The organism is Microbulbifer regidiadema (SeqCode) (assembly GCF_052466995.1).
The window spans coordinates 958,131-978,022 of the sequence record NZ_CP174297.1; the positions used below are offsets into that span (position 1 = coordinate 958,131).

At 53.3% G+C, this 19,892-nt stretch carries 8 protein-coding genes; all 8 read left to right on the plus strand.

The features are described 5' to 3' along the window. The first annotated feature begins 116 nt into the window (after window positions 1–116). Genes ACJJIK_RS04020 through ACJJIK_RS04055 form a run of 8 tightly spaced genes read left to right on the plus strand, consistent with a single transcriptional unit; the run spans window position 117 to window position 19,889 of the window. Window positions 117–446 carry an isochorismate lyase gene (locus tag ACJJIK_RS04020; protein ID WP_444931046.1) on the plus strand — a complete coding sequence of 110 codons (330 nt, stop codon included), beginning with the start codon at window positions 117–119 and terminating at the stop codon, window positions 444–446. After that, a complete protein-coding gene (locus ACJJIK_RS04025; protein ID WP_444944295.1) occupies window positions 443–1,858 on the plus strand; it encodes an isochorismate synthase in 1,416 nt (471 codons plus the stop codon). Before ACJJIK_RS04020 ends, ACJJIK_RS04025 begins: the two co-directional genes overlap by 4 nt. Window positions 1,859–1,883: 25 nt before the next feature. After that, window positions 1,884–8,462, plus strand: coding sequence for an amino acid adenylation domain-containing protein (locus ACJJIK_RS04030; protein ID WP_444945035.1), 6,579 nt, complete (start codon window positions 1,884–1,886; stop codon window positions 8,460–8,462). A 48-nt stretch (window positions 8,463–8,510) separates the two neighbouring features. Beyond that, window positions 8,511–14,084: an amino acid adenylation domain-containing protein gene (locus ACJJIK_RS04035; RefSeq protein WP_444944296.1), complete on the plus strand. Its 5,574-nt coding sequence runs from the start codon at window positions 8,511–8,513 to the stop codon at window positions 14,082–14,084. Further along, a complete protein-coding gene (locus tag ACJJIK_RS04040) occupies window positions 14,085–15,893 on the plus strand; it encodes an ABC transporter ATP-binding protein (protein WP_444944297.1) in 1,809 nt (602 codons plus the stop codon). Continuing rightward, window positions 15,890–17,644 (plus strand): ABC transporter ATP-binding protein, encoded by a 1,755-nt coding sequence (locus ACJJIK_RS04045; RefSeq protein WP_444944298.1) that lies wholly within the window; start codon window positions 15,890–15,892, stop codon window positions 17,642–17,644. Before ACJJIK_RS04040 ends, ACJJIK_RS04045 begins: the two co-directional genes overlap by 4 nt. Beyond that, on the plus strand, window positions 17,641–18,741 hold the full coding sequence (locus tag ACJJIK_RS04050) for a saccharopine dehydrogenase NADP-binding domain-containing protein (protein WP_444944299.1): 1,101 nt from the start codon (window positions 17,641–17,643) through the stop codon (window positions 18,739–18,741). Before ACJJIK_RS04045 ends, ACJJIK_RS04050 begins: the two co-directional genes overlap by 4 nt. Further along, on the plus strand, window positions 18,738–19,889 hold the full coding sequence (locus ACJJIK_RS04055; protein ID WP_444931039.1) for a class I SAM-dependent methyltransferase: 1,152 nt from the start codon (window positions 18,738–18,740) through the stop codon (window positions 19,887–19,889). Before ACJJIK_RS04050 ends, ACJJIK_RS04055 begins: the two co-directional genes overlap by 4 nt. Window positions 19,890–19,892 lie beyond the last annotated feature (3 nt).

The window sequence follows — 19,892 nt, forward strand, 5'->3', positions numbered from 1 at the left end:
GGTTTCTTCAAGATGAAGTTCAAATCCAAAAGAAACATTCCGTTGATTTTCAAAATGATATGTTATAACGTTTCCTCATTGATGGAAAGACGAACTGCTTAGGTGATGGAGTTTCTATGCAAGCGACGAAGCTGCCAGTGGAGTGTGAAAACCTGGGTGAGATCCGCCAAGGTATTGATTCTATTGATCGCGAGATCATCAGGTTGTTGCAGCAGCGTATGGATTATGTCCTGTCCGCAGCCCAGTTTAAGCCGGATGAAACCAGTATCCCCGCTCCAGATCGAGTTGTAGCGATGTTGGTAGACCGCCGCCGCTGGGCTGAGGAGGAGCAGCTACCCGCAGATTACATAGAGAGCCTTTTTACTGACATCATCCAGTGGTTTATCAAGCAGCAAGTACTGCATTGGCGCACCGAGCGCGGTTTGCCCATTGAGGGCGATGCATGAAAGGTCGCTCTAAGTACACCGGCCTGGAAGCCTGTTTGCAGGAAGCCAAGTCCAGGCTAAGCCAAGGGCAGTCAGAGGTTTTGGCGTCATTCTCATTTCCGTGTCATAGGCGTAACCCAATTAGTTTGTTCGCCGCCAACTATCGGCATGAACGAATCGCCTCTCTGTGGGGTGCCCCTTGTGGTGATGATTTTTCTGCAAGCTTTGGTTCTGCCCGAGAGTTTAATTGTGCTCCTGGGGAGCCTTGGTCTGAAATCCAAGCCAATTGGCAAAAATTACTGGCCTCCGCTGTGATAAGTGGGGGGCATCGGCCGGTTTTATGCGGCGGATTTGCTTTTGATTGCCAAAAAGCTCCCTCATCGCTGTGGCAGGACTTCCCCTCAGGGGTACTTACGCTACCCGAATTGGTTCTTTACTGTGAAGGAGATCGCAGTTATCTGGTAATGAATTTTATTGTTACCGGTCAAACTGACTGCAACTATATTGCGAAGCGGGTGAAAGCGCGGTGGCAGCGTATTTTATCCCGTAGCTCCAACCTCTCTGCGAATGACAGTTTACTGTTGGTGGAATCTGACTTTAGCCAAAATTATGCAGACCAAATGGCTTGGCAGCAGCGTGTGTCTGATGTAGTTGAGTCAATCAAGCGCAACGAGTTTCAAAAATTAGTCCTCGCCCGGTCGGAGTCTCTGGCCGTAGATTGTTGCCCCGGAAGTATTCTCGGATATTTGCAAGAATCTTACCCCGATGCCTATTTATTTGCCTTTTCCCGCGGAAAAAGTTGCTTTCTTGGGGCTTCGCCTGAGCGCTTAGCGGCTGGTAAAGACGGGCGTATTAGCACAGTGGCTTTGGCCGGTAGCGCACCTCGGGGAAAAGACCCGGCAACTGATTATAAATTGGGGATATCTCTGCTTGACAGCGATAAGGACCGATTTGAACACGACCTGGTTGTCCAACACCTCCTTTCTATTTTGCGCAAATACTGCCACAACCTAGCGGAAGCAGAGCCACCCCAACTCTGTAAGTTAAAGCAAATTCAGCATTTGCTTACGCCGCTAGAAGGCTTGGTGAAAGATGGCGTAAATCTATTGGATATCTTATCGGATTTACACCCAAGTGCTGCGGTGGGAGGCCTGCCGAGGAAAAAAGCACTGAAGTATATCCGTGAAAATGAAGGCCTGGATCGCGGTTGGTATGCCGGACCTGTTGGTTGGCTCAATGCCGAGGGGGAAGGGGAGTTTGCTGTTGCACTGCGCTCTGCGCTTTTTACTCCGGGCCAGGTGACACTATTTGCCGGTTGCGGCTTGGTTGAGGCTTCCCTACCTACCCATGAATATCGTGAAAGTTGCATCAAAATGCGTGTTATCCAAGACGCAATAAGGAGCGTATCTCTTGTCGCCGAAGCCGCAGAATAAATCAGAGCCAATCAGTCCGGCCAGTTTGTTAAAGGATTTAGTTTGTCAGGCGATTGATGCCGATATCAGTGACATTAATCCGCAGGCTGACTTAATTGGGCTGGGGCTAAACTCAGTACAAATCATGAAGATAGCTGGTCAACTAAGACAGAAAAAGATCAAAGTGAAATTTGCTGATCTTATTGCAGTGCCTCAATTGGAAGCCTGGCTTTCTCTACCTCAGTTGGCTACTGGAACTGAAGAAAGTACCTGTGAACATTTATCTGTGCCGGGCGCTGTTGACGAAGCCACTCCCTTTGATCTGGCACCAATGCAGCATGCATACTGGATAGGACGTGATCCCAATCAATATTTGGGGGGTGTTGCCGCACACTTTTATCATGAGTTTGACGGTCAGGATGTAGTACCTGAGCGATTGGACGGGGCCGTACGCTCCCTGCTCAAACGCCATGGGATGCTGCGTGTTCAAATCCGCGATGATGGTAGACAGCAGATTCCCGCTGAAGTGAGCTGGCCTGGTTTAAAGCTTCACGATTTCAGGCATCAGACTGCCGTAGAAGCTGAGCAGAGTCTTATAGCTGTTAGGGAGCAGCTATCCCATCGGCAATTGAATATATCGCAGGGCGAGGTTTTTGATGTTCAGCTTTCTCTGCTACCCACAGAGTTAAAGCTTGGTGGCACCCGCCTGCACATCAATCTGGATATGGTAGCGGCAGACGCTTTTAGTCTGCGCGTATTGTTGGATGACTTGGCTCAACTCTATCTTGAATCAGAGCAGCCTCCGGCACCGCTTAATTACAGTTACCCGCGCTACCAAGCTGACCGCACTGCTCTGCACTCAAAGAAAGAGTGGCAAGCTACAAGGCAACAGGCTAAAGCACACTGGCAGGCTCGCCTGGCAGATTTGCCCGGTGCCCCTCAGTTGCCCACTGCAATAGGCGCTGAGCCTAAAGATGCTCGCCGAGTTGTTCGCCGTCACTATAGTTTGTGCGCTGACAAGAAAAATCAGTTAGCGGATTTTGCAAGCCATCACAGTATTACCTTGCCCATGACCCTGGCGGCTGCGCTTGCCGAAGTGCTTACGGTCTATAGCGAAGAGTCAGACTTCCTGCTGAATCTCCCCCTGTTCGATCGGGAATCTCTACACCAGGATGTCAATTCACTGGTGGGAGATTTTACTTCTTCGATCTTACTCTCCTGGCAGGGCAGTATAAGCGGAACCTTTGCCGAGCGTGCACAGCGTTTACAACAGAACTTCCGGCAAGATGTGGCGCACGGCAGCTACTCCGGCGTAGAGGTACTGCGTGATCTCAGCAGACACCAGGGGCAAACGGTGTTTGCTCCGGTCGTTTTCACCAGTGCACTTGGGTTGGGAGAGTTATTTGGCGAATCAGTTCGCAGCGCCTTTGGAGATGTCAGTTGGATTATCTCCCAAGGGCCACAGGTGTGGCTGGACGTACAGGTTATGGAGCTAAAAGGCGGCCTGTCCGTGAATTGGGATGCGCGGGAAGCCGCTTTTGCGCCCGGTGTCCTGGATGGCATGTTTGCAGCTTTTACGCAGCTCCTGGAGCGCCTGATCGACAACCTGCAATTCTGGGGCCAGCCAATACCTTCGCTACTGCCAGCTGAGCAAAAGCAGCAGCGCCAGCGGGTAAATTCCACGGCTAAAAAAATTCAGTCTCAGCAATTACACGAGCAGTTTTTTAGCAATGCTGAGAGCCGCCCGGAAGCCGTGGCTTTGTATTGGAATGATGAGCAAGTTAGCTATGGAGACTTGGCCCACCGCGCCTTGACAATGGCGGCGTACCTGCAACTTCAGGGGGTTGAGCCCGGTGATATGGTCGGGATTTTATTACCCAAAGGCGCGGAGCAGATTATTACTGTTCTTGGGGTAATGGCCGCTGGAGCGGCTTACCTGCCGCTGGGAATAGACCAGCCACCGCTGCGCAGAGAGCGTGTGCTCAAGCTTGCCGGTGCCAAACTGGTTATAGATAACTTGTCTGTGCTCTCCGGTGTCGCGCCTTTATCCAAGCCTGTTGTGGGAGAGGCAAAAGATCTCGCTTATACCATTTTTACCTCTGGCTCTACCGGTGAGCCCAAGGGGGTTGAAATTAGCCACGAGAGTGCCTGGAACACCATAGCGGACATTAACGAGCGCTTTGTTGTTGATGAAAATGATCGCGTACTCGCCGTATCGGCCTTGGATTTCGATCTTTCCGTTTACGATATTTTTGGACTACTGTCCGCAGGCGGTGCGCTGGTATTGGTTGAAGAGGAATCCCGGCGGGATGCTGAACGCTGGCACCAGCTGGTGTGCCAGTATGGCGTTACTGTTTGGAATACAGTGCCGGCGCTTTTGGATATGCTGCTGACCACCGGTGGTGATACCCCAGCGGGCGAGCTGCGCTTGGTATTAAATTCCGGAGACTGGATCAGCCTGGACCTGCCGGAAAGGTTAAAACGTGTAAATCCGGATTGCCGCTTTATCGCTTTAGGCGGCGCCACTGAAGCTTCTATCTGGTCGAACAATTTTGAAGTAACACAAGTCGATCCCTCTTGGAGATCGATTCCCTATGGTTACCCCTTAGCCAACCAGCAATTCAGAGTGGTGGATGCCCAGGGGCGCAATTGCCCTGACTGGGTGACAGGAGAGTTGTGGATCGGTGGTGCGGGCGTTGCCCTTGGGTACCGAGGTGCTGCTGAAATCACCGCAGCACGTTTTGTAACAGACGGAGGCGAACGCTGGTATCGCACCGGAGATCTGGGCCGCTATTGGCCAAGTGGTTGCCTGGAATTTTTGGGCCGTGCCGATAACCAGATCAAAGTGCGTGGACATCGTATCGAACTTGGCGAGATTGAAGCCGCGCTGACTGCGCACAATGCGATTGCGCAAGCGGTCGCTCTGCTGACCCAGCGGGGTGTGGTTGCGGTTGTAGTTCCAGAGCCCAAAATGGCGCAAATCAATACTGCTTCAGAAAAAAGCTTTGTTGATTTGCAGCAATTGCAGCAACCCTTGAGCGATCTGCGGGAATTCCTGACCCAGCGATTGACCAGCGCCATGCTGCCCAGTGAGCTTTGCTGTCTCACTGAGATCCCCCTTACCGCCAATGGCAAAATTGATCGCGGTAGTTTGCAACAGTTTGCCGATGAATCCCTGGCGCAGCATCAGGCAAAACAGAACCCGCCGCAAGGCAAATTAGAGCAGCAGGTGGCTGCCGCCTGGTGCAAATTCCTTGATGTTACTGATATAGCGCGGGACGACAACTTCTTCGCACTCGGTGGAGACTCCCTGTTAGCAACCCGTGTTGTGCGAGATCTGCGCGAGTCTGGCTTTGAAGGTGTCACACTGTCGGAATTGTTTAGCCAGCCAAGCCTGGCCGCCTTTGCTGCGACATTAGCTCAAGATTCAACTGAAGACCCACAGCAAAACAAAGGCACTACCGAAATTGTTGCTATACCGTGGCAATCGGATAAGGCCAATCGGTACGCGTCTTTTGAACCCACCGATGTTCAACGGGCCTATTGGCTGGGAAGGGACCCGGAATTTGTTTTGGGTGGTATCGGTTGTCACTTTTATCGTGAATATGACGTTGTTGATCTCGATCTGGAGCGCTTGGAATCTGCGCTAAACGCCATGATTGCCCGCCATGAAATGCTGCGGGCTGTATTCGACAGCGAAGGTCGACAGCGCATCCTTGCCGATGTGCCGAGATTTTCCATTGATGTTACAGACGTAGACCGCGATCCAACTTCTGCTTTTGCGCAACTGCGGCAGGAGTGCGCGGAGCAGGTGTTTGAGCCCAGCCGCTGGCCACTGTTTGATGTCCGTGCAGTGCGCTGTGAGCGCAATACCCGATTGGCTATCGGGTTGGATAATTTAATTCTCGACGCTTTCAGTATTCTGCTGTTTTACCGAGAGTTAAATATCCTCTATCAGAGCCCTGAAACTCATCTACCTTCTATCGAACTCTCTTTCCGCGACTATGTGCGCAATGTATTGCCGCAAACTACCGCCGTATTTGATAGTGATCTTGCCGAAGGTCCCCTGGCTGCCGCAAAAACATTTTGGCAGCACAAATTATCGGGGTTGCCTCCCGCGCCCCAGCTGCCCATTGTGCGGGAGCCGGCATCCATTGAGCGCCCGCACTTTGTGCGCCATCAACAGCATATTGATAAGCGGACCTGGCAAAACCTGGTTGCGCGCGCGGCTGAACAGGGAATCACGCCATCAAGTCTGCTTCTAACCGCTTTTGCCGAGGTGCTGAGCCGCTGGAGCAGTCGCCCTGACCTGAGCTTGAACCTTACCCTGTTTGATCGCCGTGAAGTTCACCCGGATATCTATCGGGTGATGGGAGATTTCACCTCTCTGACCCTGGTGGGGTACCGACCTGAGGCCGGTGACAGCTGGTTGGTGCGAGCGAAAAAAATACAAGGGGAAGTTGGCGCGGCCCTGGAACATCGCGATATTTCCAGTGTTAGCCTGATGCGGGAATTAGCCCGCCGGCAGAGCGACGCAGAAGCCACAATGCCCGTGGTCTTCACCAGTGCACTGGGTATTCCCGGTGGCACAGCGGCACCGGAAAATGGGCCTCTGCGGGACCCCATCTGGGCCCTGACACAAACGCCGCAAGTCTGGTTGGATCACCAGGTGGTTGAAGTCGAGGGAGGCGTTTTCTTAAATTGGGATGTGGTCGAAGCGCTTTTCCCTGAGGGGATGTGCGCGGAAATGTTCCAGGCCTATATCGGCTTGCTCCAATGGGCGGGTGACGCTGAATGGGATTCCACACCGCCTGATTTATTACCCAGTGCTCAACGGGAACTGAGAACCCAGCTTGAAAAGCGTATCGCAATTGATTCAACGGATAATTTGTCGCAGCGATTTTTCCAGCAGGCAAAAGCGAATCCCGACAATATCGCCTTATATTGGGGAGACGATAATTCCCTGAGTTATGGTGTTCTGGCAGAGCGTGCTTTGCGTATCGCTGCCTGGTTATTGGAAAGTCAGGTTTCATCTGCCGAGGTGGTGGCCGTTAACCTGCCGAAAGGACCCGACCAGATTGCCGCTGTTTTGGGGGTACTCGCAGCGGGAGCTGCTTATTTGCCTGTCGGTATCGATCAACCGCAGGCCAGGCGTGAGTCAATGTTACGCCGTGCGGGTGTAAAAGTGGTACTCGACCAAAGTGCAATTCAACAGGCTGAACAATTCGCCCCTATTGATGAGCCGATTACCACTGAATCTGAGCAACTGGCCTATATCATTTTTACTTCCGGCTCCACAGGTGAACCCAAGGGTGTTGAAATCAGTCACGGTGCCGCCTGGAATACCATAGAGGATATCAACGGGCGCTTTTCTGTTACGGCAACTGATCGCGTACTCGCTGTTTCAGCTCTGGATTTTGACCTCTCTGTTTACGATATTTTTGGACTGCTATCGGTCGGTGGTGCGCTGGTATTGATTGATGAAGAGGAGCGGCGGGATGCCGAGTGCTGGCATCAACGGGTATGTCACTACGGCATCACCATCTGGAATACGGTACCGGCGCTACTGGATATGTTACTCACTGTCGGTGCCGGTACACCGCCTGGCAAATTGCGTTTGGTATTAAATTCCGGCGATTGGATTGGCCTGGATTTACCCCAGCGCTTAAAACAAGTACAGCCCGAATGCCGTTTTATCGCACTGGGTGGCGCCACTGAAGCTTCTATTTGGTCTAACAGTTTTGAAGTTGTAGAAGTCGACCCAAGCTGGCACTCGATCCCATACGGATACCCCCTGGCCAACCAGAAATTCAGGGTGATGGATGCCCAGGGCCGCGACTGCCCTGACTGGACAACGGGAGAGCTGTGGATCGGTGGTGATGGTGTCGCCATGGGCTATCGCGCGGCTCCCGAATTGACCGAGGCGCGCTTTGTTAGGGTCGATGGTGAGCGCTGGTATCGCACAGGGGATCTTGGACGCTACTGGCCGAATGGATGCCTGGAATTTTTGGGGCGCGCCGATAGCCAGGTAAAGGTCCGTGGCCATCGCATAGAGCTGGGTGAAATCGAAACCGTATTTAATCGTCAGATGTTTGTGCAGCGCGCCCTGGTGCTAACCACAGAAGAACAACAGCTGGTCGCTGCCGTTGTGCTCGCACCCGAATGTCCTTCAACTTTTAGTACTGATGACTTGCGCGAGTACCTTCGCCACCACCTGCCGTCTTATATGGTCCCGGATTTCATTGTGATTTTGCCGGAAATGCCCTTGAGTGCAAACGGCAAATTGGATCGGGCTTCAGTATTAAAGCTCGTGCATGCAGTGGAAAAACCGCAACAGGAAAAAGCGGCTGAACTGGTGACGGATAACGAGCGTCTGGTAGCCCAGATTTGGCAGGAGCTTCTTAGCCTGCCCGTAATAAACCGCGATCAAAATTTCTTTGAATTGGGTGGCGATAGTTTATTGGCAACCCGCTTTATCGACCGCCTAAAACAGCAACACCGTTTGCTGCTTCCCCTCAGACGTTTATTTGCCTCTCCAAGACTGGCAGATGTTGCCGGTGCCCTAAGTGCAATGGAACCGCTAGTGGATGTTGATCCCGATACGGTGGAAGAGGGCGTGATATGAGCTTGTTGGCAATTTTATTTTTCAGCGATTGGACGGAGTTTTAACCCCATGACGGCTATGGAACTGATCGACGAATTACAAGGGCTTGGGGTGGAACTCTGGACCGAGTCTGAACAACTGCGCTTTCGCGCGGCCAAAGGCCTGCTGTCGGAGCAGCACAAGCAGAGGCTGCGGGAACACAAGTTACAAATTATCGAAATACTGAGCGCTGCTCAAACAGCCGCTGGCAACGACCAGGACATGGGAGTGGTGGTTGAGGCCGATAAAGATAATCGGCATGAACCTTTCCCTTTAAGCGATGTGCAGACTGCCTACCTGTTGGGTCGACAAAATGCATTTGGCTACGGCGGCGTTGCTTGTCATGGTTACCTGGAGCTGGAGTACCCGGGATTAAATCCAAAAGGTTTGCAGGAAGCCTGGAACCAACTTATTGAACGTCACCCGATGTTGCGGGCGGTTATCGAGCAGGAGGGATACCAGCGGGTTCTCCCCCAAGTGCCGCACTACGAAATGAAAAGCCAGGACCTCACCGGTTTGGACAAGGACGCCCTGGAGCTTGCCTTGGAATCGGTGAGAGATGAACTGGGCCACCGCAACTACCCCGTTGGTGACTGGCCCATGTTCGAGCTGCGCCATAGTCGTACAGATAAGGGCCATATAGTGCATTTTTCTATGGATGCACTGATTGCGGACTGGGCCAGTGCGGGCATTTTATTTAATGAACTCGACCTTCTACTGTCTCACCCCGGTGCAGCCCTGCCGCCACTGGAGATTGATTTTCGCGATTATCTCCTGGCCGAACGAAGTCTATTGGACAGCCAGAGCTACCAAAATGATCGTCGCTATTGGTTGGATCGCCTGGAGCAATTGCCACCCGCACCTGAGTTACCGGTTTTACCGCCTGCTTCCGAGACTGAATCTGTACGTTTTAATCGCCATCACTACCGCTTGGACACGGCGCACTGGCAGACACTGAAGCAGCGAGCAGGAACTGCCGGCTTGACCGCGTCGGTTGCCGTGTTGGCTGCCTATGGAGCGGTATTGCAACGGTGGAGCCGCCAGCCACGCTTTAGCCTAAGTCTTACCTTATTGAATCGGCTGCCCTTACATCCTCAGGTTAACCAGCTGATCGGTGACTTTACTTCGGTCAGTGTGTTGGCGATTAGTGATTCCAATGGAAAAACCTTTCGCGATTGGGCGGCCAGCATCGGCGAGCAGCTGTTCAATGATATTGATCACCGCTTGTTCTCCGGCGTGGAAGTACTGCGAGAAATGTCCCGTGCGCGAGGACCCGAGGCCGCATTGATGCCGGTGGTATTTACCAGTGCTATTGGCCTGGGAGATAGCGAAAAACCCGCTAGCGGTAGAAAGTCCGGCAGGGGAATTACCCAGACACCGCAAGTCACCCTGGATTGCCAGGTAAGGGATGATGCCGAAGGCCTGGAAATCAACTGGGACGTGCGCCAGGGCGTTTTCCCATCGGGCCTGGTAGAGGATATGTTCGCGGCCTTTACCGGCTTGTTGAATGAGCTCGCCGCTGGCGGCGACGGGCAATGGCTTGGCCAGTCTCCGGTTTCTTTACCCGAGTGGCAGCAACAGGAGAGACATCAGGTTAATCAGACCGATGGGCCTGTTCCGTCAGCGTTATTGCACCAAGGCGTTTTTGCCCAGGCAGCGGCGACGCCGGAAGCTACTGCCATTATTGATAGCAATGGCAGTGTCAGTTATGGCGACCTGGCGAAAAAAGCAGCGGGTATCGCCAAATCGCTGAGCAAAGAAGGCTTCCAACTGGGGGGCCGCATAGCCATTGCAATGCCGAAAGGGCGAGAGCAAATAGCGGCGACCCTCGGTGTGCTCCTGGCTGGTGGTATCTATTTGCCACTGGACGCGGCACAACCGGAAATACGCCTCAATAAATTGTTGCTTAGTGCAGAGGCGGAATACGTCCTGACACTCAGCGACCTCGCCAGCCAAATTAAGTGGCCATCAGAAGTACAGGTGATCAGTGTAGATACCCTGGCACCTGAGACCGAGATCCCGGTAGCCAGTAATGGCGACCCGGAGCAGCTGGCTTATGTTATCTACACCTCCGGCTCTACCGGCGACCCCAAGGGTGTGATGATTAATCATCGGGCCGCTTTAAATACTGTGCTGGATATTAATCGCCGCTTCGAAGTGGGCCCGGGCGATCGTATTTTGGGTTTGGCCCAACTCAGTTTTGATTTGTCGGTCTACGATATTTTTGGCCCCTTGGCAGCCGGTGCGATTTTGGTGTTGCCCGATCCGGCCCGCGGCGCAGACCCTTCACATTGGGCGGAGGTCATGGATGAGCACCGGGTGACATTGTGGAACTCTGTCCCCGCGCAGTTGCAAATGCTGGCCACCTATCTGGATACAGAGCCTCGGCCGCTGTCCGAATGGCGATTGGCAATGCTATCGGGAGATTGGATTCCGGTTACTTTACCGGAACATATCAGGCGCCATGTGCCAGCACTGGACCTGATCGGCATGGGTGGGGCTACAGAAGCTGCAATCTGGTCCAACTACCACCGTATTGATCGAGTCGATCCCGCCTGGAGCAGTATTCCCTATGGCGTGCCGCTGACGAACCAGGGCTTCCGGGTGCTGGATAGCCAGTTGCGCGATGCCCCTGTGTGGGTGGCGGGCGAGCTGATGATTACTGGCCTGGGGTTGGCTGATGGTTACCTCGGTGATGCGGCCCTCTCTGAACAGAAATTCTTCTATCACCCGACGGATGGCCAGCGCCTTTACCGCACTGGTGACTTGGGCCGCTATTTACCCGGTGGTGAACTCGAATTCCTGGGCCGTGAAGACGGACAGGTAAAAATTCGCGGACACCGTATTGAGCTGGGAGAAGTGGAGTCTGCATTGCTGGCCCACCCCGCAGTGTCAACAGCGGCGACGGTAATTGAAAAGAAAGAGGGAGACTCGCGAGCGGATTTAAATCTGTTAGGTTTTGTGGAAAGCCGTCGCTTAGATGATGCAGAACCGGCGACTATTGATCCCGAGCTGGTGAATTCAGTACGTCAGTTTGCGCACTATCAGGCTGGTGAGCCAGAAGCGGTTAGTGTCGGCGATTATGTGCAGGCACTTGAAAATGCATCGCTGTTATCGATGCTTCACGGTCTGGTGGAATTAGAGGCATTTACAAATTGTGAGCAGGGATATAGTGCAGAAGAAGTTCTCTTCCTAGCTAAAGTACATGAAAAGCATCACTGGTTAGTGCGTCGTTGGTTGGACCTTCTCGTTAACGCAAAGCTGCTCAGTTTCAGCAGCTCAAGTGGACAATATACGCTTGCTCAACAAATCGATGCTTCCATTGTTGATGCCGCCTGGAAGCGAGTTGAGCAGGGGATTGAATACGGATTTTGTAATCGGGAGTTCCTGCAATATCACCGGGATCATGTCGAATTATTACCGCAGTTATTAGCGAATCAACAAAATCCGTTTGAATTGTTGTTCCCCCAAGGTGACCAGCAGGTGGCTTTGTCCCTCTATCGGGATGATCTTATCGCTCGCTATAACAATGCCGCCGTTGCCGCATTGATTAACCGCATTGCCGCCCAGAGCGATAGAGGGTTAAGGGTTCTTGAGCTGGGTGCGGGCACAGGGGCTACCAGCGCTTCTGTTATTCCTATGTTGGATGGATATGACGTCGATTATCTATTCACTGACATGACCGCATTTTTCCTGACTGAGGCTCGCCGCCAATTTAAAGAGTGGCCTTGGGTGCGCTTTGGATTAATGGATCTTAATACCGACTATCGCGCCCAGGGTTTGGCTCCTAATAGCGCAGATGTCATTTTATGTGCAGGTATGCTCAACAGTACCCGAGATCCAGAGGCGGCTATTGCCAGTGTTGTGGAGTTACTGGCACCTGGAGGGTGGTTAATCCTGACTGAGCCAACGGTGGATCACGCCCATATCTTACTTACCCAGGGCTTTATGATGGACCCGGCGGGTGATGATCGCGCTTGTGGTGCGACCAAGTTCCTTTCTATCGGGAAATGGCAGTCGCTGTTGAAAGCCAATGGCGCCGGACAGATTCTTTCCCTGCCTGAAGATGACCATCCTTTGTCTGCCTTCGGCATGAATCTACTGGCCGCGCAGATGAAAACTGACAGACAGGATTTGAGTGCCAGGACACTGCGGGACTTTTTAGCGAATCGGTTGCCCGCACATATGGTGCCCGCACATTTGCAAGTTCTCGACCAGCTACCGCTCACCGCCAATGGCAAGATCGATCGCAAAAAGCTGGCTGGTTGGCGCCCAGTGACGGGTGATATGCAAGAGGCTGGGAACTCAGAGCAAATGGACCCACTGGAAACCGCTCTGTGCAAACTCTGGGCGAATGCGTTGAGTCTCGATAATGTCGGACGCCAGGATAGCTTTTTTGATCTCGGTGGTGATTCGCTGATTATGGCGCGGGTTGCAGGGCGATTGCTGGAAGAAATTCCGGAAGCGAAACCTTTCACTTACGACGCCTTGTTGCGCCACATGCTCAATGGACCAACGGTTGCGGCATTGGCCAGAGCACTGAGAGTTGAGCCGGGTGCCGTTGCAGATGAGCAGGCAGACACGGATAGCGACAACCTGGTGGCAACTACCCGCGAGGGCAGCAACTCCTTGATGGTTCCTTTCAGTCATATAGGCGAGGGTAAAGGGGCATCCAAAGAAGAGGCGCCGGTGCGGATTATGTTCCATGCGGCCCTGGGTACCCTGGATTATTTCCAGCACCTGGGTAAAGCGCTTGCGGCTCAAGATCTGGGCCCGGTCATTGGAATTGCTGTTGCCAATACAGAAACGTATCTGTCCATTGATGCCAAAGAGTTAATCGAGCGCACCGCCGATGATTACGCCCAAAGAATCATCGACGAGGGCTACCAGCGTTGCCAGTTAATTGGCTACTGCCTGGGCGGCCTGCTGGCCACAGAAGTTTCGCGGAGATTGCTGGAGCGCGGCATCGATGTGATTGACCTGAGCCTGATAGACAGTATCCCAATGTTTGTCGATACCGATGAAGAGCTGGCTTTCGAAGCGATTTTTGCCCCCAACCTGAATCTCGACCCGGTAAAAGCGGTATTTGGTGAGCATATCGAGAGCGAGGATATTTCCCGCGCGATCGAGACCTTAATGCAGAAACACAACGGTCGTGTTCCCGCCGGTGCGATGGCAGAACTCGACGGTGATACCGGGCTTAAAGCGGTAGCGGAAGCCGTGCGGCAACGCTCTCAACTCACCCAGGAACAGCGCCTGGCCGGTTATACCGAGATGGCCTCTGCCCAGGCGGGTGTGCCGGTTGAAGCTGCGATGATACCGGGGCTTTTCCGGGTGTGCCGACACAGTATGCGCGCTGCCTGTTTTGATCTGCCTCCCTATATTGGGAATATGACCTACTTGCGCTGCCAGGAAGAGCAATCCTTCGGTGTCACCGCCGGCGTAGGCCATATGGCTGCGCCTTATTGGCAGGATGTTTGTCTGGGTGATTTTGAATTAATTGATGTGCCGGGCAATCACTTCAGCGTGATGGAGCCGCCGCAGGTTGCCTCTGTCGTTGAGCACTTGGCAAAATCCTTACAGCGCGGTAAAGCGGGCAAATAGATGGCTGAGCACATTTCGCCAAAGTTCAACTTGCCAAAGCCAAACCTGCGGGAACTGATGCGTCCATTTCGTGGCCTCGTATGGCTGGGGGTGGCGCTCGGTGCCTGCGGTGCGCTCACTTCACTGATTCCTTTTATCGGTATTGTTGAGCTGGCTCGCCGGTTCCTGGCGCCCGATATCACTGGTATCGCCGAGGCGATTATTCCCGTTGTCTTCGCGATAGTTGTCGGGCTGGCGATGGGTTGGATCTGCACCGTGATCGGTTTGTGGTTAACCCATATTGCGGACCAGCGTATGCAGGCGGAACTGCGACGGGCCCTGGTGCGGAAATTGGGACAGGTGCCCCTGGGGTGGTACAACGAGCACACCTCCGGTGCGATCCGTAAGGCAGTGCAAGACGATCTCGATGATCTCCACCATATGGTTGCGCACCATCAGGTGGAGTTGGCCGCTGCGTTTGCACTGCCGCTGGCGGGCTTGGGCTATTTGTTCTGGCTCGACTGGCGTTTGGCCCTGTTAGCAGTAGTTACCTTGCCAATTTACCTGGTGTCCTACGCCTGGATGATGCGTGGTTTCGGGGAAAAAATGCAGCAGCTGGATAAGGACTTTGGTCGGGTCAGTGCTGCAATTGTTGAATTTGTCCACGGTATTGCGGTGGTCAAGGTTTTCTCGCAAACCGGTCGCGCCCACGGGAATTACCAACAAGCCGTTGAGGATTTTAGTCGCCGTTACACTGGCTGGGTTACACCGCTTATCCGTTTGGAAGCCGCAACTTCTCTGGCCCTGTCGGTGCCGGTTATTATGTTGGTAAGCTTGTCAGGGGGCGCCTGGTTGGTAGTGAATACGGGCATTCAGCCGATTGATATTCTCGCAACAACGCTGGTCGCGGTGATGATTCCCCAGACCATTCTCACCTTGAGCCAAGGGCTGACCGCCCAGCAAAAAGCCAAAGCCGCCGCAGCCAGAATAGATCAATTACTGAAGGTTGCACCCCTGGCTATTACCTCGGAACCCAAAGAGCCCAAAGATACAGGGCTGCTCTTTAAGCGGGTCAGTTTTGCCTATACCCGGGATCGGCAGGTATTAAGCGATATTACTTTGCGTTGCCGGCCCGGCTCGATCACAGCTTTGGTGGGGAGTTCCGGTGCCGGTAAATCCACCCTGGCCAAGCTGGTGCCCCGATTTTATGACGTGACCCAAGGTGCTGTGCTCCTGGGAGATGTCGATATCCGTGATATCGCCCCAGACAATTTATATCGACATGTGGGCTTTGTACTTCAGGAGACCCAGCTGTTGGCCGGTACTGTGGCAGATAACCTACGCCTTGGGCGCCCGGATGCCAGTGACCAGGAGCTGGTAGATGCAGCGCGCAGTGCCTGCATCCATGAACACATTTTAAGTTTCCCCCAAGGATACCAGGCGGTTATTGGCAAGGATGCTTTTTTTTCTGGTGGAGAAGCACAGCGTTTAAGTATCGCGCGCACGCTTTTAGCAGATGCCCCTGTGTTGATTTTGGATGAGGCCACAGCTCACGCCGATCCGGAATCTGAAGCCCAGATTCAACAGGCATTATCTTGTTTGGTGCGCAATCGTACTGTGCTGGTGATTGCTCATAAGCTGCACACCATCGCCGGCGTTGACCAGATTGCGGTTCTGGACAATGGCCGCCTGGTTGAATGCGGAACTCATCGACAACTGTTGGCAGAGGGCAAGCACTACGCTGAATTATGGCGTTTGTACAACAGTGCTGAACAAAACGAAAAAGTAATTAATGTTGGGGCTCAGGTTATTAGCGGGGTCTCATCATGATTCGCAGTTTGCTTGCTATTCTTGGGCCTGCGCATCGCCGTGAAGTTGGTATTTATGCTGTATGGCTTCTCGCCTATGGGGTTTTGCAGGGAGTCGCGGTGACACTTCTGGTGCCTCTGCTCAGTGCACTGTTGGCCTCTGAGATGGAGGCGGTTGGGTTCTGGCTAATTGCTCTGTTCTCGGTCGTCGCAATTGCCTGTATTGCCCGCTACCAGCAAACCGTTAAAGGGGCGGCACTGGCCATTCTGATATTGAAAACCCTACATAATCGCTTGGGTGAACACCTCTCTCAACTTCCTCTGGGTTGGTTTAACTCCGAAAGAGTCGGTCGTGTATCCCGCAGTGCAACTGGGGGCACCTTGATGGTGACCAATATATTTGCACATTTGCTACCCCCTGTTGTCAGCGGCGTTGTCACTCCGCTTACCGTGGGGGTGGCGATGTTGTGGTTTGACTGGCGCTTGGGGCTGACCGCTTTGTTGTTTGTGCCCCTGATTTATATCGGCCATCGCTGGTCCGCCCGGTGGATAGGCGCCATGGAAACGGAAGTGGATGCTGCCGGTGCCCGCGCCAGTAGTCGGGTAGTGGAGTTTGCCCGCAATCAAGCGGTACTCAGGTCATTTGGCAAAAATATCAGTGGTTACCCTCCACTGGAAGAGGCGATTGCCGAGCAAAACAGGGCGGCGGGTTCCATGTTGCGGCAGACCTTCCCCCGTTTGTTTGCCGGTGGCTTTATGGTACAGCTCGCCTTTGCCGCTATTATTGCAGTGGGCATTTGGCTCACACTCAATCAACAACTTCTCCCCGTTGAGCTGGTGGCTTTGCTAGCTTTAGCGGCCCGATTTACCGGTCCTCTGGCGGAACTCGCCGGGCGCAGTGGTCTGCTGCGTATGGCCGGTAATGATTTACGCAGACTGGCCGCTATTCTTTTTGAGCAGCCGCTACCTCAGCCATCCAAATCTCAGCCATTTACCGAGCAGATTGGATGGGTTGAATTTTCAAACGTGAGTTTCAGCTACGAGTCGGGGCAACCGGTATTGAAGGATCTTTCCTTTAGGGTTTCTCCGGGTACCACCACAGCGATAGTCGGTGCATCAGGCTCGGGTAAAACCACCATCACCCGTTTGTTGCTGCGTTTTTTTGATACCGATCAGGGCCAGGTAAAAGTGGGCGGGGTGGATGTGCGGCAACTGCGCACAGAAGACCTGATGCAGCAGATTTCTATCGTTATGCAGGACGTGTACCTGTTCAGCGACACCCTGGAAGCGAATATTCGCTTGAGCTGTCCCGAAGCCAGTCAGGAAGAGCTGGAACGTGTGGCGAAACTGGCTGGAGTGGATGAGATTATCGAGCGCTTGCCGCAGGGGTGGCAGACCCAGGTGGGTGAGGGAGGTGCTGCACTTTCCGGCGGCGAACGCCAGCGGGTTTCCATTGCCCGCGCCCTATTAAAAGCCGCACCGATCGTTGTGCTGGATGAAGCGACAGCGGCACTGGACCCGCGCAATGAAAAATACCTGAACAGCTCCCTGAGGCAGTTACAACAGGGTTCCACTCTTATTGTGATCGCCCATCAATTGTCCACCGTGATGAATGCAGACCAAATTATCGTACTTGATGCAGGTACTGTGGCCGAGATTGGAAATCACCGGGAGTTGTTATCCCAGCAGCGCCGTTACGCACATTTTTGGCACCAGCGCAGCCGTGCAACTGGCTGGCAACTGGTTGAGACCGATACGGAGGTGAGCTTGTGACAATTGCGATTTTAGGTGGCTACGGCGATGTGGGCGCAGCCGTTACCGGTTATTTACATTCCCTGGAAGTGGGCCCTTTGCGTATCGGTGGTCGCAATGCACATAAACAGCCGCTATCCAGTAATTCAGTTATTTCCTATCAGGCGGTGGACTACCTGGATACAGGCTCACTGGATAAGTTTGTGTCCGGTTGTAAAGTTCTGATTAATTGCGCAGGACCTTCACATTTAATTGGCGACAGGGTTGCCAAGGCTGCGGCACAAGTGGGGGCAACCTATATCGATGTTGCTGGCGATGAAGCTCTCTATAAGCAACTCGATTCATCCTATTACCAGAGCAGTGGATTGATCGCAGTCTTATCTGCTGGATTACAGCCGGGGCTTAGTAGCTTGTTACCACGCTGGCTGGCAGAGCAGGAGTTTTCGCAGGTAGAGAGCCTGACCAGTTATTTCGGTCTGCGCGATCGGTTTACCGATGTCGCTGCCGATGATTATTTACAAGGCGCCAACGAACAGCACAGCAAGCCTTTAGCGGCTTGGCGTAAAGGTTGCAGGGTGAATGGTGTGCTGAAGCGCCGCTCCGATGTGGAACTGCCGTTTTTTCCAGACACAGCCACTGTTCTCCCCTATTTAAACAGTGAAAGCGAGCGTTTGGCCCGGGACTTATCCCTCTCTGAAGGCGATTGGTATAACGCGGTTAGCGGCTCTTATATTTTATCCGCCTTTAATACTGCCCATGGTTTGAGCCGCACCGAAGCGCGTGCAGCCCTGTGTCGGGCCAGCGAATTGGATCTGGCGGGGCGCGATCCCTATGTGCTGATGCTTTTGCAACTTACCGGTAAATACAACGAGCAAGAGCGCACTCGCACAGCCGCGTTGCGGGGCACTGGCAATGCAGATCTAACAGCAGCGGTAGCCGCAGTCACCACTATGGCTGTACTTCGCGATGAAATCCCAGCGGGTTGTCACTACTGCGCCCAAGTATTGCCGCCGGCATTAGCGATGGAGCGTATGTCGAAGATTGGGGCATTGAGTTTTTTAACCACCCTGGAAACAAGTATTGAAGATATGGTGTGCCTTGAGGAGGGAGCCATTTGAAAAACCTAACACCTCCACCCGCCGATGCCGCCCATAAGGCTGGGCTGGCAGCTTTACCCGCTGAGCTTGCTACAGACAGTGGTTTGGCAAAACTGCCGGCTGCAATGCAGAGGCTTGAGTTTATCAGCCTGCGGGCGATTATGGAGTTATTTTCCTCCAGCGGAGCGCTGACTCCAGAGAGTGTTGGGCGCGGCAGTGAGGAAATTATTAATACACTAGGTACCGCCTGCCGACACCATTGGCTGGTTCGCCGCTGGCTGGTGGCCTTGGTTGAACGAGAGTTTTTGAAGCTCAGTAATGGCAACTACTCCTGGGAGCAAATTCCTGAGAGTGCAGTCGGAGCAGATAAATTACCGGAGGCCTACGGTGCGTTGGGATTTCCACCGGAAATGGCCGAGTCACACCAAAAGCTCCTGAGGCATTTGTCTGAACTGGTGCGGGATCAAGTTTCCATTAATCAACTGCTGTTCGGGAATGGAGAAATACTAACGGCACTGGCCGCTTACCAGAACAACTGGTTTACGACATATCTCAATTATGCCGCAGCGTACATCGTAAAACAGGCCGTCAAGCCAGGGCCTATGCTCAGGGTGCTTGAATTGGGGGGAGGTGCTGGCCTAACCACATCGGCAATTTTAGATACTTTAGCCGGCAGGCCGGTTAATTATCGCTTTACCGACGTATCACCGGTATTTACCACTGCGGCACAGAAAAAATTTCGCAATCACATCGGTTTGCGTTGCAGCCTGCTCGATATCAATGTCGATTTTTCTGCACAGTCAATTGCGCCGGCAAGTACCGATGTCGTTGTGGCTGGCAATGTTTTGCACAATGCTGCTCATATTGGCCAAACGCTACAGCGTATTCGCAGGTCGCTTGTCCCTGGTGGCTGGCTATTGTTTAGCGAATCCACTCGGGATAACCACGCCATGTTAACGGCAATGCAGTTTCTGCTTTCCCCTGCTGAATCCGGGACTCTTTTGGGCAGTGAAGATCGGCGAGGGGGCTCGGATCAGGTATTTATTGATAGCGCAGCCTGGCAGGAAGAGCTGGTTAGCGCTGGCTTTGAGATTAAGTATTTCCTGGCACCCTCGACATCGCCGCTATCAGTAGCGGGCCAAACCTTATTTGTTGCAAGGGCTGTTTAAGGG

What these genes read in the sequence shown, in the direction of transcription:
- ACJJIK_RS04020 (WP_444931046.1), top strand. Translation starts at nt 117, where the DNA reads ATGCAAGCGACGAAGCTGCCAGTGGAGTGTGAAAACCTGGGTGAGATC.
- ACJJIK_RS04025 (WP_444944295.1), top strand. Translation starts at nt 443, where the DNA reads ATGAAAGGTCGCTCTAAGTACACCGGCCTGGAAGCCTGTTTGCAGGAA.
- ACJJIK_RS04035 (WP_444944296.1), top strand. Translation starts at nt 8,511, where the DNA reads ATGACGGCTATGGAACTGATCGACGAATTACAAGGGCTTGGGGTGGAA.
- ACJJIK_RS04040 (WP_444944297.1), top strand. Translation starts at nt 14,085, where the DNA reads ATGGCTGAGCACATTTCGCCAAAGTTCAACTTGCCAAAGCCAAACCTG.
- ACJJIK_RS04045 (WP_444944298.1), top strand. Translation starts at nt 15,890, where the DNA reads ATGATTCGCAGTTTGCTTGCTATTCTTGGGCCTGCGCATCGCCGTGAA.